This window comes from Priestia sp. HNGD-A6, from assembly GCF_045784335.1.
Classification (GTDB): domain Bacteria; phylum Bacillota; class Bacilli; order Bacillales; family Bacillaceae_H; genus Priestia; species Priestia zanthoxyli.
Window position 1 is genome coordinate 2,013,110 of record NZ_CP138621.1, and the last position, 23,886, is coordinate 2,036,995.

Consider the following 23,886-nt stretch of genomic DNA (forward strand, 5'->3'; position numbering starts at 1 on the left):
TCACCCTTCTTTCCTATAATAAATATGTGATTGCACGAGAGCGTTCTGAGCTGAGCTGCTTCATAAAATACTCTCGATTGTCTGCCTCAAACAAAACTTCTCTGACATGAACAATTCCTACTCGCTCGATCCAGCTGCCGACAGCTTCTAAATAGTTCCCCGTTTCACGGTAATATTGAATCAAAGAACAGCTGATTTCTATCGCTTCTTCGTTCGTTTCGGCCACATAAAACAGCTCCCCGCTTCTGGCTTCTGTGCTGCTTCCGCCAGCATATATTTCCCAACCTCTGTCTATTCTTCTTAATCCTATATCACTTGTTGTGACATCCTCTGTAATGTGAAAACAAGAAGCAATACTGATTTTGATATCGCATGGGGTCTTTACGTATTCAAGCTGTTTGTCTAATTCATTTGATAAAGCAAGAGCAGGTTCATACTGACAAATACACGTTCCTTTTCCTATATAAACAGATACATTTTTAACTGTACGTTCATATAGCTGCTGAAGTCCTCTATCTATTTCCTCACTTATCAACGAAAGATATTCTTTTTTCACTCCAATAAGTTGAATGCGATGATCACTTGTTAAACGAATATTCGAGATGTTGTACCTTTCAGCTACATTTGCTATGTTCCTTAATTCCTGTACATTTGTCAGACCACCGTGAATTTGCGGCACCACTGCATAAGTACCGCCATGAAGCAAAACGGCCTGTTCATTCTCCGTAGTAAATAAAGAATGTCGATTATTTTCGTAATGAGGATTCATCATATTTAAATAGTAATGAAGACCGCCTTCACATAACGAGCAGCCTTTCATGTCTTTAAACTTTAACATTTCTCTTACTTGCTGAACCGTTTCAAATTGATATTGCTGCATTTCTCTTACCAGCTCATCTTCTGATAGATGTGTACAAGCACAAAAGGTTTTTTGTTCAATGTTTTCATCAAATTCATTGCTTTGAATATACGTTAAAAGATCTGTTACAAGGGGCTTGCATCCTCCGCATGAACCAGAAGCTTTCGTGCAATTTTTTATTTCATCTACTGTCGTTAAATCATTTTTCTGTACTGCTTCAATAATAGCTCCCTTGGTTACACCGTTACAGTTACATACGATACCTGTAAGTGGCATAGAAGCTGCTGCATTTTCCTTTTCATATTGAGAAGGAAATAATTGTACTTTTTCCGCTTGCGACAAATCCTTTTTTTCACTAATCATTTGTGATAGCTTTATAGCCTCACTGGTATCCCCAAAAAGAACGGCTCCCACTATTCTCCCTTCGCGAAAAACTACTTTTTTGTATATACCATCTAACATATTCGAAATCGTAATAGCTTTTGCACCTTGATTTTCCTTAAACTCTCCGACCGAGTAAACGTCTATTCCTGATATTTTTAACTGAGTGGAAAGAACGGACCCGCCATAACCTTCGTTTTTTATTTGGCAAAGGTGTCGCGCTAAGACTTTTCCTTGTTCGTAAAGAGGAGCAACGAGGCCGTATGTCATCCCCCGATGTTCAGCGCATTCACCTACTGCATAGATATCCGGAATGCTCGTTTCCAAATAATCATTTACGATAATTGCTCTATTTGTTGCTATTCCGCTTTTTTTAGCGAGATTCACATTTGGCCTCACTCCTGTAGCCATTACAACTAAACCAGCTGCAATTTTGCTGTTATCGTTAAATCGGACGCCTTCTACTCGGTTTTCCCCTATAATCTCATCCGTATGTTTGTTTAATAGAAAACTCATGCCTTGCTTTTCCAATTCTTCTCTTAACATAGCAGATGCTACTCTGTCTAGCTGTCGCTCCATTAAAAAACCCGAATGATGAATAACTTGAACATCCATTCCTAAATTTAATAGTCCTCTAGCAGCTTCCAGCCCTAACAGACCCCCTCCAATAACCGCTGCTTTTTTATACCGTTTAGAAATTTCAATCATTTTTTGACAGTCTTCAATGGTACGAAAACCGAGGACCCCTTCTTTTTCAGCCCCTTTAACGGGGAGCATATACGGGCTCGAACCGGTAGCAATAATAAGCTTGTCGTACATCGTCTCTCTGTTTTTATCTGTTTTTATTATTTTTCTCTTGGTGTCTATGTGCGTAACACTTTCTCCTTTAAATAAATTGATATTATTTTGGTTATACCATGCAAAAGAATGAATGTTAATATCTTCAAGCTTTGTACTGCCTTGTAAAACGGTTGATAATAAAATTCGATTATAGTTAACGTGAGGCTCACTTCCAAAAACAGTAATATCAAAACACTCTGGAGAATGAATAAGAATTTCTTCAATACAGCGCATTCCCGCCATTCCGTTTCCGATTACTATCAGCTTTTGTTTCGTCATATAAAAACCTCCAACACATAGATTCAGACCGTAAAATATACATTTTTTATTATTTCATAAACTTCTCTAAAAGAAATGGACCTTGTTATAACTTCTAACATTAAAATCTGTTTAAAGCGTATGAATACGCCGATACCTTTCGTTGAAAGCAGGCTTTTATATAGAAGATTAATCTGCTTTAAAAAGGGGTAGAAAAAAGGATGCTGTGCTTGCATTATCTTTCTCTACGCTTTATAAGTACTCTATATAAAATTTTGTTATCTTCTTTTTGCCTACTATTTATTTATTTTGAAATCAATTATGATAAAAGAAAGAGTCTGAATTGGAGGTTTAAAACATGTCAATAACCGTTCACGCCACTCAGTGGATTCATTTTCAAATTAAATTGTATAACCTTCATTCCAAAACGAGATCGCTTAAAGATCAAAAACTAGAATTACCTCTACCAGAATTCCATCAAAACCTGATCATATTTACATCAGCAGCACGTCATGGCCTTACGTTTGGATATCAAGCCATTCAATGGGATACACCCTATACTTCTTCTCCGATTTACATAGAGCATCAGTCTATTCCGTGGTCCACTTTAGAACAACGTTCCCATAAGCGTATAACCGAACATATTACAGCTATTTTCTTAGAGACAATGTTTTATAGACAAAGTCAATTCAAACAATGTCAATTTTGTTTTGAATTTATCATTCCTGAGAGTCTTTTTGACCATACAACCTGCCAAAACTGCGCATCACGACATTTTGGAGTGGTGTATTAACAAATAAAAGCCTGAAGAAGTCAGAGGTTTTCTGACATCTTCAGGCTTTTATTACATGACTAGCTGAACAAAAAGTGGAATAACGGCAACTGTGACGACACCTACAATAACTACTGCAATACTTGCCATGGCTGCCTCTATTTCTCCCATTTCAATTCCTACGGCTACTCCTAGCGCATGCCCAGACGTTCCCAGCGCTAATCCTTTTGAAATTGGATTTTTCACTTTGAATACTTTTAAAAATAATGCGCCCAGTGCATATACAATAACTGCATTAAAAATAACGGCAAAGGAAGTAATAGCCGGAATCCCTCCAATATCTTGAGACAATGGCAGTGCAATTGCTGTTGTAGCTGCTTGTGGGAGCATTGATTTCATCACGACTTCATCCATATGAATACCTTTAGCAATCGCAAAAATAATCGCTACTGAACAAACTGATCCTACTGCAATAGAAGAAAGAATTTGCCACCAGTACTTTTTTAATTTATCGGCTTGCTTATATAAAGGGATGGCAAAAGCAATTGTTGCCGGTTCTAAAAAGAAGCTGATAATTTTTCCGCCGCTACTGTACTCCTCATAAGAAAAGTGACCAAGTTTCAAAAAAGCAATCCCGAGCACCATTGCCACAAATAAAGGAGTAAATAAGAAAAACCCTTTTGACTTTTTAAATAAATACGTTCCAATACCGTACGCAGCTAAAGAAACCACGATTCCAAAATACGGATTCATCTTTCCAACCACCTTGTCTCTTTATAATTGATATTACGCAATGCCCTGTTTTTTTGTTTTTTCACTCATATCTACATCTTTTATTTCTTCTTTTGCTTTATTATCTTTTGTCATGCCAAGTATAAGCTGTGAAAATAAGCCTGTAACGCCTAACAAAATAATCGTTGCCACGATGATAACTAAACAAATTTGAATGCCGTACTGCTGCATAACACCTAATGAATTCATAACAGAAATACCTGCTGGTACAAATAAAAATCCGATCAAAGAAGTTAAAGCCGTTCCCAGTGATTCAACTTGCTCTAGTTTAATAATTTTCAAGCAGAGTGCAAGAAATAACAGCACAAGTCCAATGACTGAAGCTGGCATTGGAAAAGGCAAATGCTCTGCAATAAAATCTGAAATCAACATAATTACGGAAAAAATAAATGCTTGTGTTAAAAAGCCATACACTTTTTTAGCACTCATTTCTTTCACCTCTCTCTGTTTGTTGACTTCATTATATAAAATGAAAATCAATTAGAAAGCGTTTTCAAACCAAAGAGTCAAATATTTATGCTCACTTACAAAAATCGAGCCTTGAAATGCAAAAAGCAGCTTGCCAAAATGCATACGCAAGCTGCTTATTACTTAAATTCCTAAACGTTTCTTCAATTCTTTAGCATATGTACGGCTGACAGGAACTCGCTCATCGTTTTTCATTACTAAATTATACGTAGAATTAAACCATGGCTGTACCTCAGAAATATGATGTACGTTGACGATATAACCACGGTGCACACGAATAAACGACTGAGAAGGGAGCTTTTTTTCTAGCATAGCCAGCGTATCAGCAGTATGATAGGATTCTGTTATGGTCTGAACCGTGACTTCTCCTTCTATCAATCCTGCAAATAAAATATCCTCTATATTCACTAACACAATCGAATCATCTACAGAAATCGCTAACTTTCCAGTTTGTGAAGAAGAATCTCCTATCGATTCTTCTTCTTTGACAGGGTGATGAGGAATACGCATTTTTTTATATTTATGAATGGCCTGCACAACTCTTTCTTCATCGAAAGGCTTCAAAATGTAATCAATTGCATCTACTTCAAAGGCTTGTAAAGCGTACTGATCGTACGCAGTTGCAAATATAATAGCAGGCGGGTTTTTCATTTTTTTAAGCCTTTTCGCAATATCAAAACCGCTGTCATCTGACAATTGTATATCTAAGAATAATAAATCCGGCTTTTCATCCATCATTTTATCCAACGCCTCTTCGATACTTTCAGCTTCTTCAATGAAGTCTACTTCTTTCGTTCGGTGGAGTAAATATTTTAATTCATCTCGCGCTAACATTTCATCGTCTACTATTAGTACTCGCAGCATATTACATACCCTCGCTTTTTAATTCAATTGGTATAACAAACGAAACTGCTGTTCCTTCTGTTACGTCAAACTCCAGTGTCGTTTCTTTTCCAAACAATCCATGTAAACGTTGTTTAATATTGTAAAGAGCCGTCCCCGTTCCTTTTTCTGAAAAAACAGGCTCATTGCCAAGAAGTTCCAATCGTTTTGTGTCTATACCTTGTCCATTGTCTTTTACCTTTACGTATACATATTTATCTTTTGTCTCAATATAAACTTCTACGCGACAGTGTTTTTGTTTGCGCGGAAACGCGTGCCGAATGGCATTTTCCACAAGTACTTGAAGAATAAACGGCGGAAGCAAGACATCATCCAGTCCTTCTTCAATATACATGTCAATTTCATATTTATTAGGGAATCTGGCTTGTTCAAGCGATAAGTACGCGTGAACATGATCAAGCTCTTTTGATAACGGAATCAGCAGCTGCCTTGCACCTTGCAAATTGGAACGAAAATAAATGCTTAGCTGCAGTAGCAGTTTTCTGGCTTTTTCTACGTCCTGTCTGCAAAGCGCCGATATCGTATTAATGGCATTAAATAAAAAGTGAGGATTCACCTGTGCCTGTAAAGCTTTAATCTCCGCATCTTTTAGCAATTTACTTCGAAGCTCTGCTTCGCCGAGCTCTAGCTGAGTTGAAAAAAGTTTGGCCAATCCTTCTGCCAGCTCTTCCTCCACCCGGCTTAACCCGCTTGCATCTTTAAAGTACATTTTTAGTGTTCCAATGGTAGTACCGTGAGAAGTAAGCGGCATTACAATTGCGGCATGAAGCGGGCAGTCTTTATGCTGACAATCAATTTGTTCTCTCGATTTTGCTTTCATAATTTTCCCCGTCTTCAGCACTTCGTGAGACAGCCCGGTAATTAAACTGTGCGAAGGAACATGGTGATCAATTCCTTCTCCCACATGAGCTAAAATTTTGTGCGTATCCGTTAACGAAACAGCGTCCGTACCTGTGAAGCGATGAATAATATTTGCAACATTTTCACATGATTCACTAGTGAGACCCTGCCGAAAATGCGGAAGAGTTTGATCCGCGATTAATAATACTTTGTGTGTCTGAAGCGCTCTCATTTGTTCCTCTTGCCGTAAAATGGACTGAATAATAGATAAGAAAATATAGCTTCCCGTACCATTTACAATAATCATTGGAATAGCAATAATACTCACTAGCGTCCATGCCGAATCAAACGGTTTAGCAAATAATAAAATAATCAGCATCTGAAGCGTTTCCATCGCTATGCCTACAAGTGCAGCAAAGCGCGGTGTAATCGTTCGATGTTTTTTCCGGTAGGCATAACCGATATATCCAGTTAACACTCCTGCCAAAACAGATGAAACAGCGCAGCTAAACGCCGTACTCCCACCTAACATAAAGCGATGAACGCCGGCAAGTAGTCCTACTCCTAAACCAACAAAAGGACCGCCAAGCAGACCGCCCATTTCCACACCCATAATTCGCGTATTTGCAATCGAGCTTGATGGATCTACTTTTAATAATAAATCTTCATTTCGAATAATCGTTCCTTGAATTTCAATTCCCGTGTAGTTACTAATAATGCTAAAAAGAGAAAAAATAAAAATAAGTACAGCTTTTCCTTTATAACCTTGCTGTTTACGGAGAAATTGCCGAAAAACTTTTGTATGTGCTAGCAAAAAACCTATAATGACAATAACTCCAACTCGTTCTACCATCATAATTAATAAATGAATCATTTCTAGCCACCCTTTGCTGTCTGTTTCTATTTTATATTGTTACATTGATGGTGGCAGAAATCTAGCTGTATAAACAGAAAAAAGCTGTTCGAATACGTACTGTATTCGAACAGCTTGACTTTAAGCTTGAACCGTTTTAAAAAATTGAGGCAAGTAATCTTTATGAGCTTCTAACATCTCATCGACAATTTGTTTAGCTAGTTTATCAGAAGCAACAAGAGGATTAATGCTTAATGCTAAAATAGCTTTGTCATAATCTCCTGTCACTGCTGCTTCAGCTGCAATCCGCTCAAATGACTTAATGGTTTGAACAAGACCGCGGACAGGTACGGGAAGATCGCCGACTGAAATTGGCTTTGGACCATCTTTTGTAATGATACAGCTTACTTCTACAGCAGAATCAGCTGGAATGCTTGCAATAGCGCCATTGTTCACTGTGTTTACAGGTTGAATATCGCCTTTATCCGTATAAATGGATGTAATCAATCGAACCGCTGCATCACTATAATAAGCACCTCCGCGCTGTTCTAATTGAGGCGGTTTAATGTCTAGGTTAGGATCTTTGTACAGTTCAAACAGCTCTTTTTCCAACTGTTTCACGACTTCTGCTCTGGTTTCACCTTTTTCATAATTAACAAGCTCTTTTTCTACCATTTCACGCGTTTTGTAATAGTACATGTGATATGGACACGTTAACACATTTAGCGCTTTTGTGAATTCTGGCTCCCATCCAAGTCCTGCTACATTTTTCACAAAGCTGCTGTTAGTTGGATCACTCAATAAATCAATAACTTGATCTTTGACACTTACACCATCTACATATACATCTAATCCGTAGACCATGTGATTTAAACCAGCAAAATCAATTCGAATGCGAGAGTGGTCTACATCAAGCAGCTTAGCAATCCCCATTTCCATTCCGATTGGCACATTACAAAGTCCTACAATCTTTTTAATGTTACTATAGCGAAGCACAGCTTCTGTTACCATGCCAGCAGGATTTGTGAAGTTAATCAGCCAAGCTTCTGGACATAACTCTTCAATGTCACGGCAAATATCTAAAATAACGGGAATGGTGCGAAGTCCTTTAAATAATCCTCCCGGTCCGTTTGTTTCTTGACCGAGCACCCCGTATTTAAGCGGGATTCTTTCATCTTTCGCTCGTGCATCTAACAAGCCAACGCGAAATTGAGTTGTTACGAAATCCGCATCTTTTAGTGCTTCTCTTCGATTTAACGTTAAATGAACCTCGATTGGCAAACCTGATTTTTTCACCATTCTCTTCGCTAAATTTCCAACAATCTCTAATTTTTCTTTTCCTTCTTCCACGTCTACTAGCCACAGTTCTCGAACTGGAAGTTCATCATATCGTTTAATAAACCCTTCTATTAGTTCAGGCGTATAGCTTGAACCTCCGCCAATCGTTACAATTTTAATACCTTTTGTCATAATGTAATCCCCCCAGAAATTTTGATTGCTTCATATAAATCTACAAATTCAGTAGCCATTTCTTTTACCGTCATCGCATTCATTAAATGATCTTGAGCATGAATCATGAGCAGAGAAATTTCTGTGCTATCCCCTCTAATTTCTCCTTGAATTAACGACGTTTGGATATGATGAGCAGCATTTAATTCTTCCCCAGCTTGCGTAAGCTTTTCACGCGCTTCTGAAAAATCTCCCTTTTTGGCAGCCGCTATCGCTTCCATTGCTGAACTTCTGCCGTTTCCACCGTGTAAGATTAATTTAAAAATATATTCTTGAACGCTTTCCATTCTTTATCCCTCCTCACACAATATCTTTCTGTGTATCACTTGGTACCCCTTCAACTGCAGGCTGTATACCATGTTCTTCAGTGAATTTTTGTTTATCCCACATTCTAAAGAAAGGATAATAAATGCAAACAGAAATGCCGATGTTAATAGCTTGCATAACTGCACCCGATAATTTTCCTCCTGTGGCCAAATAGCCAGAAATAATCGGAGGCATGGTCCAAGGAACCGCAATACCTGCTGGTTTTGCTACCAGTCCTGTCGACATGGCAATATAGGTTGCTACTACCGTCACAAGAGGGGTAATAATAAACGGAATAAGCATCATTGGATTCATCACCATCGGAAGTCCAAAGATAATCGGCTCATTGATATTAAAAAGAGCTGGCCCTATTCCTAATTTACCAAGCTGCTTCATTTGTTGACTGCGCGCTTTTAAAATCATGGCAACGACTAGAGCTAGTGTCGCTCCGCTGCCTCCGATATTAATCCAAATGTCAAAGAACTGCTGTGTGAAAATATTGGGTAATGCTTCATGGTTAGCAAATGCAACTCTGTTTTCATCCATAGCTCCATACCAAATTGGAGCCATAATTCCACCGACAATATTCGCTCCATGAAGTCCACAAGACCACATGAGCATAATAACAAGCTCGGCAACTAGCGTACCGCCTAAACTGCCGCCTAACACACCTAAAGGCTTTCCAAGCAATTCTCCAACGATATTATGCAGACTTCCAAAATGCGTTTGTTCTACTAACAAACGTAAAATCCAAATAAATGCTATTACCGTGAAGCCAGGAATAAGAGCGGCAAACGATTTTCCAACAGCGGGTGGAACTCCATCAGGCATCTTGATGACAATATCTTTTTGAATAAACCATCTGTAAATTTCCGTAGAGAGAATCGCGACAATCATTGCTACGAAAAGTCCTTTACTTCCCATTAAAGCGGTTGGAATTCCGCCGTCTACTAAAATAGCTTCTTTAGCGCCGCTTGGGAGAAACGACACTTTATACGGAGTAGCAAGTAAAAAGGCAGCAAGTGAAATAGCACCTGCGGACAAAGCATCCACCCCGTATTTTTCAGCTAATCGATAGGCTATTCCGAAACAAGCAAGCAGCGCCATAATATCGAATGTAGCTCCAACTGGATACGCCATTTTTGTGGCCCATTCTTTTCCGAAAATCCCTGCCATAAAGTCGTTGTAACCTGGTATCGGTAAATTCGATAGTATTAAAAATACGGAACCGATAATAATGAGCGGCATTGTTAGAACAATACCGTCTCGAAGTGCTTGTAAATGACGTTGACCTGCCATTTTTCCGGCGATAGGCATTACTTTGCTTTCAAGCATACTATTAAATTTGCTCATGTAGTCCACACTCCTATTTTGAAACTAGTTGAGCTGCAAATTTTAACACTTGTTCTCCATTACACGTTCCGTAGTGAACAGGATTTATAACGTCAACTGGCACTCCTTTTTCTTCACCTAGCTTCTTAAGCTGCGGCAGCAAGTAGCGCACTTGAGGTCCTAATAACAGTACATCTGCTTGATCAATATGGTTGCGAACAGAGTCACCAGGAACTGCCCAAATTTTATACTCCGTGCTTTGGTCCTGAGCACTTTTTTCCATTTTTGTTACTAGTAAACTTGTAGACATTCCAGCTGCACAACATAATAGAATATTCATCTGTCATTCCCCCGTTTTTTTATTTTGCTATCTGTTTTGTTGATAGTTTTATCTTAAAATAAAAGCGCTTACATTTATACACAACCTTTTTCCGTTAGTAACGGAAAAATTATGTTTGAACATTCAGATAAAAGAAGAAGCCCCTCTCTTGGACTTCTTTTATCTAATATTTTTCATAAATACCTCTATAAACTCCTCATAATCCTTGCACTTTACTAAGCGCTGCACGACCTGCTTGTCATCCACAACGCGAACCAACAAACTGTACATCTTCTGCAAATCGCCTTGATTATTCGCTTTTACACTTAAAAGACAAATAAATTGCACAAGATTCCCTTCCCACATAATCGGTTTTTTTAACGTGCAAATGGCCCAAAACGTCGTATCGGTTTGAGGAACCATAGGATGCGGAATCGCAACGAGATTGCCAAAACTTGTTGGGGATGCAGCTTCTCTTTCAAAAACAGATTCTATAAATTGAAAAGGAACTAGTCCTAGATGAGTTAATTTCTCTCCTAAAAAATGAAGCACTTCTTCTCTTGTTTGAAATTCTTGCTGTAAATATACTAATTCTTTTTTCGTGTATTCTAACGAAGACTGCGGTTTATTCTTCATTAAACATTCAATTTTTTTAAAATCATTGTTTCCTAGAATTGTACTTACTTGTACTACAGGAACAGGAAGATCCTCTGGAATTGGAATGGTACTAACAATAAAATCTAAAGAGTGCAGCGACATTTGGTGAAGCTTATAATACTGAGTTGTTCCTAAAATAGTAAGATTTAATCCAAACGTAGCCTGCAGCTTATATGATAATAGCTTGGCACTCCCTACTCCCGATGCGCATACAATCAAACAGCGCTTAGGCTGATTGATAATTTTCCGACGTTCAATGGCCCCTCCAATATGTAAAGCTAAATAGCCAATTTCCGTTTCATGCATGTCAATTTCAAGGCGATTTTTTAAAACCTTCCCGGCAATAATTCCAGCTTCAAAAGCAAGAGGGTAATGACTCTTAATTCCTTCAAGCATCGGGTTTCGCAGATTCATTCCATATTTATAGCGGTTGATAGCCGGTTTCAAATGCAAACTCATGCCAAGAATCAGCTCTGAATCTTCACTAATTCCTAAATGAAGCTCTTTTTCAATTGCTTCTAATATAGCCGCTGTTAATTCATAAATATTTGCAGCAATAAACTGCTTCACTTCTTTGTCTTCATGATTGCTACTGTTGAGCATTTTTGTACCTAGCAAATGAATGGCGATATACGCTGTTTCTGATTTCGGAAAACGAATCTTGAATGCCTTTTCAATTTCCCTCACAATTTCAGCTGCTACTTCATATTCTTTATGCTCCATAATTTCAAGCAAGTCTTCTGAATACAAAGAGATAAAATTTTCTTCTTGTATTCGCTTACAAGCTATTGCTAAATGAATGATTAAATTATTTAATCCAATATCTGAAACCATAATATTGTATCGTTTTATTTGATTTAAAATGTGGGCTTTAATCGTTAAGATTGATTCTTGGGGCAGGATGGATATTTCATTGTATACCATATCTACTTCTTTATCTTTTCGGTTAAATATGTACTCAGATATACAAAATCTCATTTTCATTTCGTCCCCTTTAGCTTTCAAGCCATAGTTAGGACGTTTTTCTAAAAGAATATCATACTTACACAGCTGTTTTTTAACATCTCTTAAATCGTTTTGAACCGTTGATTTGCTAATATATAACTCGTCTGCTAAATCTTCGAGCTTCAAATATTCGTCTGCTAGCAGCAGTCTTTTAATTAAATAATGCACGCGGTCATCAGGAACGGTTGGAATAGAAGTTGAATCAAATAATTGATTAGCCGAAAGTTCTTTTAATAGCTGATGAAATTGTTTTTCATCTAAAACGCTAAGTTCATATCCCGTCCCTCGAGCTGATTTAATTTTGGCCCCGTACTGAGACAAAATGTCATCTAACTGTTTTATATCCGTTCGAATAGTTCGAGAAGATACCTGATTTACTGTTGCTAAATATTCGCTCGTAACGGTTGATAATGTAGACTGTACGGACATTAGTTCTCTTAATATGACGATCATTCTTGAATTAAGCATGTTTGTTTCTCTCCATTCTCAGAAGATTTCCCCTTTATAAAATAAATTAAAAGAGCTGGTTATTTTAAACAAAAGCAAAAAATACCTAAACAGCAACAAACAGAAACTACCTTTTCTGTCCTTGCAGCTTAGGTTTTGCCTGCTTCATCAGTAACAACCCTAAAACAATAGGAATAAATGTCTTTATTTGTAATCTATCATTCTTTCTGTTTTTTTTCAATTTCCATTAAAGCGTTAGGCTTAGTGCCATTAATGAAATTTATGGGGTCTGTTCATACCGGTGTAGCCCCAATACAAACGTACGAATTAAAAAATCTAGTGTCTCATCAGTACTCAACGGCATTCCAAATCCCCCTTTTTGCTCCAAAGAAGAAAATCCATGTAAAATGCTGCGGAGACTTCTAACAGCATGAAGGGCTTCACTTTCTGGAAGATGATACGGTTTTAACACCTCCAGCACTAAAAATACGATGTTATCAGATGCTTTTTGTACTTCTTCATCCTGTATCGTTGGTGCCACCGTTGCCGTTGCTTCGTATATTCCAGGAGACTTTCTTACAAATGAAACGTACGCTTTACTTAGCTGATAAACAGCGTCTTCTGCAGAAGCATGTTCAACAGCACTTTTTAGAAGATAGTGTAGCTGCTGCAGTCCGCTTAAAGCCAGTTCTTTGCGCAGCTCTTCTAACCCTTTTATATGATTATACAAAGACGGAGGGCGAACATCTAATTCTTTGGCTAATGAAGCAATTGTAACAGCATAAAACCCTTCACGATTAGCCAAATTTTCACCTGTTTGAATAACCTTTTTGAAATCTAGTCCTTGTCGTGGCGACATCCTTTCATCTCCTCTTTTCTATTTTCACTTTTGCTTGTTGTATTGCTTTTTCCATCATTTTTAGCGGTTGAGAAAGCATTCTTCCGTGTCCAACAGCAAGAAGTGACGGGTTTAATTCATATAGCTTTTCTGCACTTTTAAGCGCTAGCTCTTTGCTCCACGTTCCAAAAGCAGGAAACGGAAACAGCGGTTTTAACTGACCTGATACGGCAACTCCTCCCCGCACTTGGAAAGAATCTCCCGCAATTAATGCGTTTGTTCTCTGGTCTAAAAAAGACATAGACCCAGGTGTATGTCCAGGTGTAAAAATAGGAGCAAGTGAGCCTATATAAGACTCTTCTTCGATGAAATGATCAATTTTAGTTGAAATCTTTCCTAGTTTTGGTATTCCTCCACGGATTGGGTTTTGAGGTTCTTCAGAATTGAGTGTGAAGTCTCCTGAAAATAATCGATAATCTCTTTGCGACATGTAAACAGAAGCATTCGGCAAACTTTTCTTCACATTATCAATCGCTCCGATGTGATCTTCATGAGTATGAGTAAAAACAATTCGAGTAATCGGTTTTCCAATTTGATCTGCAGCTTTTAAAATACCTGACGCGCTGTAAGGAAGAGCCGCATCAATTAACGTAAGACTGTCTTTCTCTTCGACTAAATAACAATTCACTGGAAAAAATCGAGGCAAAAACGTCAATTGATACAACATTTTCTCACGAACTATTCTCATTTCCTCATCCCCTATTATCAAAATAAAAACTAATGGTATTAGTTTTTATTTTAACTAATACCATTAGTTTTATCAATCATATATTGGAAAAAACAAAAAAAGTGTGAGACATAACGAAATCGAGTGAATTTAAAGACGAACAAATGGAATAAAGAAGCTCGTATAGATCACATGTTACACCGTCCCCACAAAAAAATCCGAACGCGGCTGATTCTTGATAGAGAATCAACCGCGTTCGGATCTTACTTTAACTAAACTACTTTTGCCCTAGCCTCTATTAAAATTAAACGTCTTTTCTTTCTCCCGTAGCAGCCACTACAATCGCACTGCCTTTCTTTAACTCTTCTTCATATTTTTTTGTTTCGTCTTTTGATAAACCTAGCGCAGCCATTTTTGTTCGAAGCTCATCTTCTCTTGTTAAAAATAAACTCGCTGCTGAATGTAAAGGACCTTCTTCAGATAGTCGAATAATATTTGTGTCCGTTACTTCTGTTAAATTTTTAGAATTTTCCTTGTCATAGGTAAACACGTATACTTCATTTTTCTCAAAACCTTTATCTGCAAATTGATTAACTGCTTCGTTAATATTCGCTCCGTTTTCTACTACTTCAACATGTTTCATTATTTATAACCTCCTGTTTCTATCGCACATCTTTCTTTTATACTTAGCAAAAGAATGAACTTCTTACTACTATATATACCCGTTTTCAGAAAGGAAAACCCGCATTTAGCGCTTTACGGAGAGTTTGAATATCATTCCATATTATCCTTTAATCGGATGTATATCTCTTTTGATTAACGTATCTAAAACAATCATTCAGCTTATTTTCAGCTACCATTCATAAAAAATTCATCTGCATTGCTTATTATAATAAAGAAAAAAGGGGCTAATCAGGTACTTTCTACGCATAATGAATGTCTGTGTCAGAGTAAGCCGGATATGAATGCAACCATTCATATCCGGTTTTTTATATGAAAGAACTTCTAACAACATCCTGTCCTTGCACCTTATAACATAATATAATTCTCCATATTAACTAAAAATTCAGATTATATAGGAGGTTACAAATGAACAGCCATCCACACCCACAGTTAAAAAAAGAGTTAAAGATCCGGCATATCACCATGATTTCTCTCGGAGGAATTATTGGCGCTGGATTGTTTATTGGAAGCGGATCACTCATTAACACCGCTGGACCCGGCTCTATTTTTTCGTACGCATTTGCTGGTTTACTCGTTATTTTAGTCATGCGAATGCTTGGAGAAATGTCTACTGCAAATCCTTCCAGCGGTTCGTTTTCCACTTATGCAAAAGAGGCATTAGGCCCTTGGGCCGGCTACACAATTGGCTGGCTCTACTGGTTTTTCTGGGTTATCGTTATTGCTGTTGAAGCCATTGCAGGTGCAAATATTATTCAATACTGGTTCCCGTCTTTACCGTCTTGGGGAGTCAGCCTGGCTCTTACTTTTTTATTAACGATGACCAACCTGTACTCTGTTAAATCTTTCGGAGAATTTGAATATTGGTTTTCTCTCATTAAAGTTGTCAGTATCGTTCTTTTTTTACTTTTAGGTATTGCTATTATTTGTGGATTCATTCCAGGAATTGATTCTCCCGGCACTTCCAATCTTTTGCATAAAGGCGGCTTTTTACCGAATGGAATTAGCTCTGTATTTTTAGGAATCGCCCTTGTCATGTTCTCCTTTATGGGAACAGAAATTGTTGCAACCGCGGCAGGTGAATCTTCTCAACCTGAAAAAGCTATTACCATTGCGACCAATACCGTTATTTATCGTATTTTATTTTTCTATTTAGGATCTATTTTTATTTTAGTAACCGTTCTTCCGTGGAATTCATCAAGCCTAATGAAAAGCCCATTTGTCTCTATTCTTGAATTAGTAAACATACCGGCAGCCGCTCAAATTATGAACTTTATTATTTTAACAGCTGTCCTTTCTTGTCTGAATTCTGGTTTGTATACAAGCTCTCGTATGCTGTTTTCCATGTCTCAAAATGGTAATGCGCCAAAAAGCTTTTCAAAATTAAATAAAAAAGGCGTACCGGTTAGCGCGATATTAGCATGTACAGTTATTTCGTACATCAGCGTCATCTTTAACTATATTTCGCCAGATAAAATCTTTTTGTTCTTAGTGAATGCATCAGGCGGCGTAGCCCTTCTTGTGTACCTCGTTATTGCATTTTCACAAATTAAAATGAGAAAAAAATATGAAAAAGAAAACCCTGAAGCATTAAAAATTAAAATGTGGTTATTTCCTTACTTAACTTACGCTACAATCCTTGCCATCACTAGTATCTTTATTGCCATGGCATTTATTGATTCATTGCGTTCACAGTTCTTTTTAACTCTTTTAATTGCTTTACTCGTCGTAGGTTCGTTTTTCTTTCAGCGTACCAAAATGACGAGCGGCTTAGCAGCAAAAGAAAACACATCAAAATAAAAGAGGTTGAGACATAACGAAATGAATCCAACCTAAAGATGAACAAGGGAGATAGATGAGCTAGACTGCTTATGACACCGCAGTTGATTTCCGTGCAAGGCTTCGCTTTGCCCTTCAATCACCTGCTAGAAGAAACGAAACACATAAAACTATATTTACCATCACAAAAAAACGAACCACCAATCAAACATGTTGATTAGTGGTTCGTTTTTCACTTTGACTAACATACTTTTGTCCCAGCCTCTTTTATTTAATCCGATAAATCTCCTACAATTTTTGTTCCGTGTAATTCAGTTGCCTGTGTGTCTTTTATAACCCGATCTGCGTTGCCTTCATGAATTCCTCCGCCGGGCAAAATAATAAGACGGTCATTGGCGTATGTGATCAGTTCTCGGATCACCTGCAAGTTTTGCAAAGCAGACCCTTTCCCACCTTTGGTCAAAATGCGGTCTGCTCCCATTTCACTAAGTATATCAATGGCTTTGTATTTATCTTTAATCTCATCAAATGCCATATGAAACGTAACGCTTAAAGGACGAGCTTCTGCTATTAATTCTTTAGTCCGTCCGTGATCGATTTCATTTTTTTCTGTTAATATGCCGAATACTACTCCGTTTACTCCAAGGTCTTTACATGCTTTAACGTCTTTTTTCATAATTTGAAATTCTGCTTCGGAATATAAAAAATCACCGCTTCTTGGGCGAATAATCACGTTGATATCTGTATCAAGATGTTCACTTGCATGTTGAATGGTGCCGTAACTTGGCGTAGTGCCTCCTTGACTGAGATTGTCACATAATTCAATGCGGTCTGCTCCTAGCTTTTCCGCTTTTTTTGCCTGCTCATACCCTTCTACACACGCTTCTTTTATGTACTTCATACTTTCAACTCCTTTATTGGCTGTATAAATAAAGCCCATCTTTAAAAAGATGGACTTTCCTTTATTATTTAATCGCTTTATGAACTTTTAATTTCTTTCCTTTAATTGTTTTGTTTTTCATTGCTTGCAACACTTTGGGACCTTTTCCATTCAGAATCTCTACATACGAGACATTTTCTTGAATGGTAATAATTCCAATATCGTCTGCGGTTACTCCGTCTAATTTTGCGATTGTTCCTACAAAATCGACCGCTCGAATTTTCTTTTTCTTTCCGCCGTTAAAGTACAGCTTCATAATGTCTTTATTTAATGACTCGCTTTTATCTTTTTTAACTTCTGGACGCTCATTAATTTTTTCATTAAAAGCGAATGCTGCCTGCTGTACTTCTTCTTTAGAAGGAGGAGTAGATACTGGAATCGAAAAACCAATATATTCTTCAATTTCCGATAGCATTCTCTCTTCATAAGGCGTTACAAATGTGATAGCCTTCCCTTTTTTACCGGCACGTCCCGTTCTTCCCGTACGGTGAACGTAGCTTTCTTTTTCCAACGGAAGGTCATAGTTAATAACGTGCGTGATATTATCAATATCAATTCCTCTCGCAGCTACATCTGTTGCTACTAAATAGCGGAATTTCCCTTTTTTGAAATCATTCATAACCTCAAAACGGTCTTCTTGCACCATTGCCCCATGAATTTTATCACAAGGATATCCAAGATCATCTAAATCATCTAACAGCGTATTTACCTGCTCTTGCGTGCGGCAAAAAATGATGCAGCTGTCCGGATTTTCTACTGTAGTTACGTCTTTCAGTAGTTCAAATTTACCTTCATTTTGTACTGTTATAACAGAATGGTCAATCGTGCTTGTTGTTAATCCGTTCGCTTTGATTTCAACATCAACCGGCTTCTTCATATATTTGCGAGACAGTTCTTCAATATCTTCCGGAAGCGTAGCCGAGAAAAGCATCGTTACACGCTCACTAGGAAGATGTTGAATAATTGCTTCCACTTGGTCAATAAAACCCATATTTAGCATTTCATCTGCTTCATCAATAACCAAATAACGAATTTTCTCTAATGCCAGCGTTTCTTTTTCTATATGATCAAGCACTCGTCCAGGCGTACCTACAACAATATGTGTTTTTTGCTTTAATTCTACTTTTTGCTTGGCAAACGGTGATTTTCCATAAACAGCTGCTGCTTTAATTCGCTTAAAACGGCCGATATTTGTAATATCTTCTTTTACCTGCGCAGCCAGCTCTCGTGTAGGTGTTAACACTAAGGCTTGGGGCTTATTTTCTTCCCAGTTAACTAATTCACACAGTGGAATGCCGAAGGAAGCCGTTTTTCCACTTCCTGTTTGAGACTTCACGACCACATCTCTTTCTTCTAGCGCAATGGGAAGCACCTTACTTTGTACTTCCGTAGGATGATTGTATTGCAGGCTAGAAAGCGCCTTAGCTACCTTGTCACTAAGACCATATTGACTAAAACTTCTTTGATTCATTTTGTACCCTCATTTATTTTAAATTAGTGATTATCTTTATCATGACCTGATGCACTATGTTTCATTATACTTTAATTCTTCTATGCGCGCTCAAGATTTAATATAGCATTGGTTTGTTAAGCCAAAGAGAAAAGCCGCTCTCTTATTAATAAGAAAACGGCTTTGGTATGAGCGATGAGGGATTCGAACCCCCGACCCCATCCCTGTCAAGGATGTATTCTCCCACTGAACTAATCGCTCGTGATATGTATTGACTATATTATAGAAAGAGTTATCCAATTTTGTCAACTATTTTTCCACAGTCCCCAAGTTGGAAGAACCGTCTTTACTTTTGATAAACTAAAAATATGCCATAAAGGAGCATGACGGGATGAAAGCACACGCTGAATTTTATTTTGATTTTGTCTGTCTACTATGTTTTCTAGCCACTAATCCTTTAAGAGAAGTCAGTAAAGAACAAAAAGCTGAGATTGAAAGAATTTGCTTCCAAAGAAACCATTGAAAAAACGCTGTTACATGAATATTCTGCTAAGCTTAAAGACAAAGAGAAATGATTCACTAAGAGGTGTATTTGATGAATATTAATTATTATTTTAGTCGGTTTTTAGCTAAGAAACCGGATAGTCCAACGTATGAAAACTTAGCTACTTTACAGAACAAGCATATGCTTCATGTTCCGTTTGAGAACTTAGACGTTTTGTCTCAAACTCCTATTATCATTGATTTAGAACGGATCTTTCAAAAAGTAATTGTAAATTTGCGCGGAGGATTTTGCTACGAATTAAACGGTTTATTTGGCTGGCTGTTAAAAGAAAGCGGTTATGAAGTCTCGTACGTTTCAGCTACCGTCAAAAAAACCGATGGCACGTGGACCATTGAAGGAAGTCACGCTACAAACCTTGTGACGGTTGAAAATCAGTCTTATATCGTAGACGTTGGATTTGGAGATTCTGTTCGCAAGCCAATGCCTTTAAATGGCGAAGTAGTAAGAGATGTAAGCGGCTCTTATCGTATGACAAACGTTGCTGAGCATATGTATGATTTGCAGCGATGGGAAGATGATGTATGGAAAACGCTGTACCGTGTGTCTACGCTTCCTAAGAAACTGACAGACTTTACTCCCATGTGTGAGTTCAATCAAACGTCAGCTGATTCTCCGTTTGTACACAAACGCCTTGTTACGATCGCAACACCTACAGGGCGAATTACCCTCTCTGGTGAAACACTAACTGTAACAGACAGCGGAAAAAAGACGAAAAGAAACGTTTCAGAAGAAGAAGTTCCTGATATTTTGCAAAATCATTTTTATATTATCAAAGGGTTTTATTAATATGTCCTTACACAAAAAACCGGCCTCTTATGGGGTCGGTTTTTGTATAGGAGTAATCATCCTGTTTTCTACAGGCGACTTTAAAATAATTGAGGTATTCACATTTCCATAAGGAATCAGTTCATCCACGAGCATTCTAAGTCCATCCATTCCAGACACGGCTGCTTTGATAAAATAAGAAACCGGTCCCGTTACGCGATGACATTCAAGCACATCTTCATTTTGCTCAATAAAGTCTTCAAATTCCTCTGGTTTTCTTTTTAATTCGCTTACTTGAATAAACAGCTGTGTATCTCTCCCTAAAGCTTTCGGAGACACCGTAGCGCTGAAACGCTGTATCACTCCTCGTTCCTGAAGGCGCTGCAGCCTTTCTGATACGCTTGGACGGCTAAGAGCCAGCTTTTTTGATAAATCACTAATCGTCATACGCCCGTCTCTTTGCAAAATAGACAATAATTGTGCATCGATTTGATCCATACAAACCTTTCCTTTCAAAATGAATATAATAAATAAAATCTTTATTCAAGTTGATAACAGAACAAGTATTATTTCCTTCATTTATACATGTGTTTTCTTTATTTAATATCCTATCATTAAAGTAGATAATTGAAAATGAAAATTCCGAAAAAACAAACAAAGGGGTTTATTTATGAAAAAAGTTTTATGGATTATTCTTGGATGTACGATTGCAAGTATTGGTGTTCTTATCTTGCGGCACTCTCACGTAGTGACGGGGGGAACAGCTGGTCTGTCTCTTAGCATGTCATATGCCCTTCCTTTATCGTTTGCGGTGATTTTTTTTCTCATTAATATTCCTTTTTATCTCTTTTCCTTCTTTCAAATGGGATGGAAATTTACCGTCACAACTATAGGATCAGTGTCTTTGCTATCACTTCTCACTTCACTCGATCACTTGCTTCCTGCTTTTACACTTCCCAGCCTGATGGGTGCTGTTACGGGCGGACTAATTGCCGGTCTTGGCTTATCCATTTTATTTATGAACGGAGCTTCTCTTGGGGGTGCTAATATTCTAGCGTTATTCGCGCAGCGAAAATTCGGTTGGGATCCTGGAAAAGTGAATTTTTCATTTGATTTCCTCGTCGTGCTGTCGAGCATGTATTCAATTGGATTTTCAAAAGGAATTTTCTCTGTTATGTCCATTGCGATTACAGGGTTTGTCATCAGCTATTTCAAACAAAAAATTGCTTTACACAATCAATCGACACCCACTGCTGCCACACAGCCTTTAGATAATGTACTCTCTAAATAAAAAACACGATTTAGCTGTGACTAAATCGTGTTTTTCGTTTAAAGCTTTTCTACTTTTATAAAATCAAATTGGGCCTCATATCCTTCTCCTTGAGGACTACAAGCGTAAATCCCAACTTGAACAGGTTCTTTGGATGAGTGCAATAAGTGAGCGAGTCGGAGCTGAGTCCAGGAATCTCCATCACTTGAATAACAAACGGTGTAATCATCATTTTTGCGCTGAATTTTAAAATAAAGCGCTGATTTGTTTTGAGTAAAATTTTGACTGGACCAATCTGAGAAGCCCTGGTTGGTTACGACTGCTCCTAATTGGTTAGGGCCATCGGGATTGTATTCAACTGACGTTTTGATCCACGTATCTTTTGATACACGAATCATGAGACCTGCTTGATCGTAGCGATTAACTGGATATGTATGCACCTTTGTCATGATTTCAAAGTCGCCTTCTACTTCACGATAAAGAAAGTGTCCATTGTCCGCTTCAAAACCATAATGAGTACGCTGCCAAAAATCTGTTTTAGCGTCTGTTTTAATCACTAATCGATTCGTTTCCGTATCAATTTGAAATTGAGCTGGTGGACAATACCAAGAAGCGTCTGAATCTAATTTTCCTTCTGAAAAGTTTGTGAAAAATACTAGTTGATTACTCACTCTCTGTCATTCCCTTCTTAGAAGCTATTGTTCTTCTGTTTCTATTTTGCCATAATTTAACGAATAAATAAAATATTTTGATTATTTTTCTAGTAAATTCTTTTCTTTCATAAAAAAATAAGACTCTTTTACATAGAGTAAAAGAGTCTTATTTTTAGATTATTGCATTTAGAATAAGTGCTCCTGCAAAAGCAATAAAGGATAGAAGCGTTTCCAGAACAGTCCATGTTTTGAACGTTTCTTTTACTGTTAATCCTAAATACTCCTTCACCATCCAGAATCCAGCATCATTAACGTGAGAGAACATTAGTGAACCCGCGCCCGTAACAATAACCAGAAGTTCTAAATTAACACCAGACATGTGCTCAATGATCGGTGAAACAATACCCGCCGCTGTTGTTAATGCAACTGTTGCTGAACCTGTAGCGATACGGATTAATCCAGCAATTAAAAATGCAAGTACAAGTGGTGATAGAGATAGATGTTCAGACATTTGACCAATCGTTGTACCTACTCCACTATCGATTAATACTTGTTTGAAGCCACCGCCTGCACCAATAATCAAGACAATAGATCCTACAGGAAGCAAGCATTCTTCCGTTAGTTTTTTAATCACATCTTTTGTCATACCTTGACGTTTTCCAAGCAGGTAAAACGCTGCAAAACAAGAAATTAAAAGTGCAATTAATGGACTTCCTATTAATTCTACAAACTTCACTACGCCGCTTGGCAATCCGTTAATAATAGGCGCTATTGCTGCTAAAACCATTAATAAAACAGGAAGTAAAATAACAAAGAATGAAACGCCTGTACCAGGAAGATTTTTAGATGTTGTCGTGATACGAATTAAATCCGGCTCTCCTTCTGGAATTACTCGTTTGTTAACCCATTTTGCAAAAACTGGTCCAGCGATAACTGCTGCTGGAATTGAAATGATTAACGCGTATAAAAGCACTTTCCCCGTATTTGCTCCGTAAATACTAATAGCTGCCATCGCTCCCGGATGAGGAGGAACGAGACCGTGAACAATTGATAATCCTGCAATAACTGGCAGAGCAATCAATAATATATTTTGTTTTGTTGTTTTATGAATCGAAATAACTAAAGGCAGTAAGATTAAAATTCCTACTTCGAAGAAAACAGGAATACCAATAATGAAACCTGCTACTAGCATTGCCCACGGCAATCTTTTCACACCGAATATTCTTACAAAATAATCTGCTACCTGCATGCCAGCGCCTGAATCAGCCATCAGCTTACCTAAAATTGTTCCCAGTGCTAAAATTCCTACTAAGTGTCCTAAAACACCGCCCACTCCCGTTTCGTAAGCGGCAACAATTTTATCCATTGATAACCCAGAAGCAATTGCTAAAAACAAACTCGCAACCGTTAAACTGATAAACGCATGCCATTTAAAAACTGAAACACCTACAATAACAATAACAATTGCGACAACCGTAATAGCTAATAAGTATGCATCCATCTTGCTTTCCACCTTCCCCTTAAGTAAACGCTTTCTTTATGTAGCAAAAAAGCTCTAAACCTGTTAATTTTTTAAAAAATACGTTTTAATTATCGAAATCGTTTACATTAATTAAATCAGAAAACGATTTCATCTTTTTATTACTTAAATTATATGAAAAAAAAATTCTTAAATCA

At 37.6% G+C, this 23,886-nt stretch carries 22 protein-coding genes and 1 tRNA gene; 4 read left to right on the plus strand and 19 right to left on the minus strand.

Going from position 1 to position 23,886, the window contains the following annotated elements; genetic code table 11:
• Nucleotides 1-13: 13 nt before the first annotated feature.
• Nucleotides 14-2,359, minus strand: coding sequence for a nitrite reductase large subunit NirB (nirB, locus tag SCI76_RS10110; RefSeq protein WP_407545183.1), 2,346 nt, complete (start codon nucleotides 2,357-2,359; stop codon nucleotides 14-16).
• A gap of 337 nt (nucleotides 2,360-2,696) precedes the next feature.
• On the opposite strand from nirB, the gene SCI76_RS10115 reads away from it, so the two are divergent.
• On the plus strand, nucleotides 2,697-3,131 hold the full coding sequence (locus SCI76_RS10115; protein WP_033578088.1) for a hypothetical protein: 435 nt from the start codon (nucleotides 2,697-2,699) through the stop codon (nucleotides 3,129-3,131).
• Between the two features lie 51 nt (nucleotides 3,132-3,182).
• Here the strand turns inward: SCI76_RS10115 and lrgB are convergent, their stop codons facing one another.
• From lrgB to SCI76_RS10175, 12 genes are all read right to left on the minus strand, one after another.
• Nucleotides 3,183-3,863, minus strand: coding sequence for an antiholin-like protein LrgB (lrgB, locus tag SCI76_RS10120; protein ID WP_063248128.1), 681 nt, complete (start codon nucleotides 3,861-3,863; stop codon nucleotides 3,183-3,185).
• A 33-nt stretch (nucleotides 3,864-3,896) separates the two neighbouring features.
• Nucleotides 3,897-4,331 (minus strand): antiholin-like murein hydrolase modulator LrgA, encoded by a 435-nt coding sequence (lrgA, locus tag SCI76_RS10125; protein WP_028412310.1) that lies wholly within the window; start codon nucleotides 4,329-4,331, stop codon nucleotides 3,897-3,899.
• A 162-nt stretch (nucleotides 4,332-4,493) separates the two neighbouring features.
• Nucleotides 4,494-5,234 carry a LytTR family DNA-binding domain-containing protein gene (locus tag SCI76_RS10130; protein WP_048020050.1) on the minus strand — a complete coding sequence of 247 codons (741 nt, stop codon included), beginning with the start codon at nucleotides 5,232-5,234 and terminating at the stop codon, nucleotides 4,494-4,496.
• A 1-nt stretch (nucleotide 5,235) separates the two neighbouring features.
• Complete coding sequence (locus tag SCI76_RS10135) at nucleotides 5,236-6,987, minus strand: sensor histidine kinase (protein ID WP_028412312.1); 1,752 nt, start codon at nucleotides 6,985-6,987, stop codon at nucleotides 5,236-5,238.
• A gap of 120 nt (nucleotides 6,988-7,107) precedes the next feature.
• Nucleotides 7,108-8,436: a 6-phospho-beta-glucosidase gene (locus tag SCI76_RS10140; RefSeq protein ID WP_048020048.1), complete on the minus strand. Its 1,329-nt coding sequence runs from the start codon at nucleotides 8,434-8,436 to the stop codon at nucleotides 7,108-7,110.
• Nucleotides 8,433-8,762, minus strand: a complete 330-nt coding sequence (locus tag SCI76_RS10145) for a PTS lactose/cellobiose transporter subunit IIA (RefSeq protein WP_028412316.1) — start codon at nucleotides 8,760-8,762, stop codon at nucleotides 8,433-8,435. Before SCI76_RS10145 ends, SCI76_RS10140 begins: the two co-directional genes overlap by 4 nt.
• Nucleotides 8,763-8,775: 13 nt before the next feature.
• Nucleotides 8,776-10,134 (minus strand): PTS cellobiose transporter subunit IIC, encoded by a 1,359-nt coding sequence (celB, locus tag SCI76_RS10150; RefSeq protein WP_048020047.1) that lies wholly within the window; start codon nucleotides 10,132-10,134, stop codon nucleotides 8,776-8,778.
• 13 nt (nucleotides 10,135-10,147) lie between these two features.
• Nucleotides 10,148-10,453 (minus strand): PTS sugar transporter subunit IIB, encoded by a 306-nt coding sequence (locus SCI76_RS10155; protein ID WP_028412318.1) that lies wholly within the window; start codon nucleotides 10,451-10,453, stop codon nucleotides 10,148-10,150.
• A 159-nt stretch (nucleotides 10,454-10,612) separates the two neighbouring features.
• A complete protein-coding gene (locus tag SCI76_RS10160) occupies nucleotides 10,613-12,562 on the minus strand; it encodes a BglG family transcription antiterminator (RefSeq protein WP_048020046.1) in 1,950 nt (649 codons plus the stop codon).
• 259 nt (nucleotides 12,563-12,821) lie between these two features.
• On the minus strand, nucleotides 12,822-13,400 hold the full coding sequence (locus SCI76_RS10165) for a TetR/AcrR family transcriptional regulator (protein ID WP_047751634.1): 579 nt from the start codon (nucleotides 13,398-13,400) through the stop codon (nucleotides 12,822-12,824).
• 4 nt (nucleotides 13,401-13,404) lie between these two features.
• Nucleotides 13,405-14,127: an MBL fold metallo-hydrolase gene (locus SCI76_RS10170; RefSeq protein WP_028412321.1), complete on the minus strand. Its 723-nt coding sequence runs from the start codon at nucleotides 14,125-14,127 to the stop codon at nucleotides 13,405-13,407.
• Nucleotides 14,128-14,410: 283 nt separating this feature from the next.
• Nucleotides 14,411-14,749: a general stress protein gene (locus SCI76_RS10175; RefSeq protein ID WP_048020044.1), complete on the minus strand. Its 339-nt coding sequence runs from the start codon at nucleotides 14,747-14,749 to the stop codon at nucleotides 14,411-14,413.
• Nucleotides 14,750-15,195: 446 nt separating this feature from the next.
• Between SCI76_RS10175 and SCI76_RS10180 the strand changes: the two genes are divergently transcribed.
• Nucleotides 15,196-16,587 carry an amino acid permease gene (locus tag SCI76_RS10180; RefSeq protein WP_048020043.1) on the plus strand — a complete coding sequence of 464 codons (1,392 nt, stop codon included), beginning with the start codon at nucleotides 15,196-15,198 and terminating at the stop codon, nucleotides 16,585-16,587.
• Nucleotides 16,588-16,837: 250 nt separating this feature from the next.
• Here SCI76_RS10180 and SCI76_RS10185 read toward each other — a convergent pair whose 3' ends face one another.
• From SCI76_RS10185 to SCI76_RS10195, 3 genes are all read right to left on the minus strand, one after another.
• Nucleotides 16,838-17,467, minus strand: a complete 630-nt coding sequence (locus SCI76_RS10185; protein ID WP_033578077.1) for a copper homeostasis protein CutC — start codon at nucleotides 17,465-17,467, stop codon at nucleotides 16,838-16,840.
• Nucleotides 17,468-17,531: 64 nt separating this feature from the next.
• On the minus strand, nucleotides 17,532-18,977 hold the full coding sequence (locus SCI76_RS10190) for a DEAD/DEAH box helicase (protein ID WP_033578076.1): 1,446 nt from the start codon (nucleotides 18,975-18,977) through the stop codon (nucleotides 17,532-17,534).
• A gap of 168 nt (nucleotides 18,978-19,145) precedes the next feature.
• A tRNA-Val gene (locus SCI76_RS10195) sits at nucleotides 19,146-19,217 on the minus strand.
• A 334-nt stretch (nucleotides 19,218-19,551) separates the two neighbouring features.
• Between SCI76_RS10195 and SCI76_RS10200 the strand changes: the two genes are divergently transcribed.
• Nucleotides 19,552-20,307, plus strand: a complete 756-nt coding sequence (locus SCI76_RS10200; RefSeq protein ID WP_048020042.1) for an arylamine N-acetyltransferase — start codon at nucleotides 19,552-19,554, stop codon at nucleotides 20,305-20,307.
• A gap of 27 nt (nucleotides 20,308-20,334) precedes the next feature.
• Here SCI76_RS10200 and SCI76_RS10205 read toward each other — a convergent pair whose 3' ends face one another.
• Nucleotides 20,335-20,784, minus strand: coding sequence for an Lrp/AsnC family transcriptional regulator (locus tag SCI76_RS10205; protein ID WP_034269385.1), 450 nt, complete (start codon nucleotides 20,782-20,784; stop codon nucleotides 20,335-20,337).
• 172 nt (nucleotides 20,785-20,956) lie between these two features.
• Between SCI76_RS10205 and SCI76_RS10210 the strand changes: the two genes are divergently transcribed.
• Nucleotides 20,957-21,577, plus strand: a complete 621-nt coding sequence (locus SCI76_RS10210) for a YitT family protein (RefSeq protein ID WP_048020041.1) — start codon at nucleotides 20,957-20,959, stop codon at nucleotides 21,575-21,577.
• Between the two features lie 38 nt (nucleotides 21,578-21,615).
• Here the strand turns inward: SCI76_RS10210 and SCI76_RS10215 are convergent, their stop codons facing one another.
• Complete coding sequence (locus SCI76_RS10215; RefSeq protein ID WP_048020040.1) at nucleotides 21,616-22,227, minus strand: DUF1349 domain-containing protein; 612 nt, start codon at nucleotides 22,225-22,227, stop codon at nucleotides 21,616-21,618.
• 154 nt (nucleotides 22,228-22,381) lie between these two features.
• Nucleotides 22,382-23,710 carry a gluconate:H+ symporter gene (locus tag SCI76_RS10220; RefSeq protein ID WP_047751641.1) on the minus strand — a complete coding sequence of 443 codons (1,329 nt, stop codon included), beginning with the start codon at nucleotides 23,708-23,710 and terminating at the stop codon, nucleotides 22,382-22,384.
• Nucleotides 23,711-23,886 lie beyond the last annotated feature (176 nt).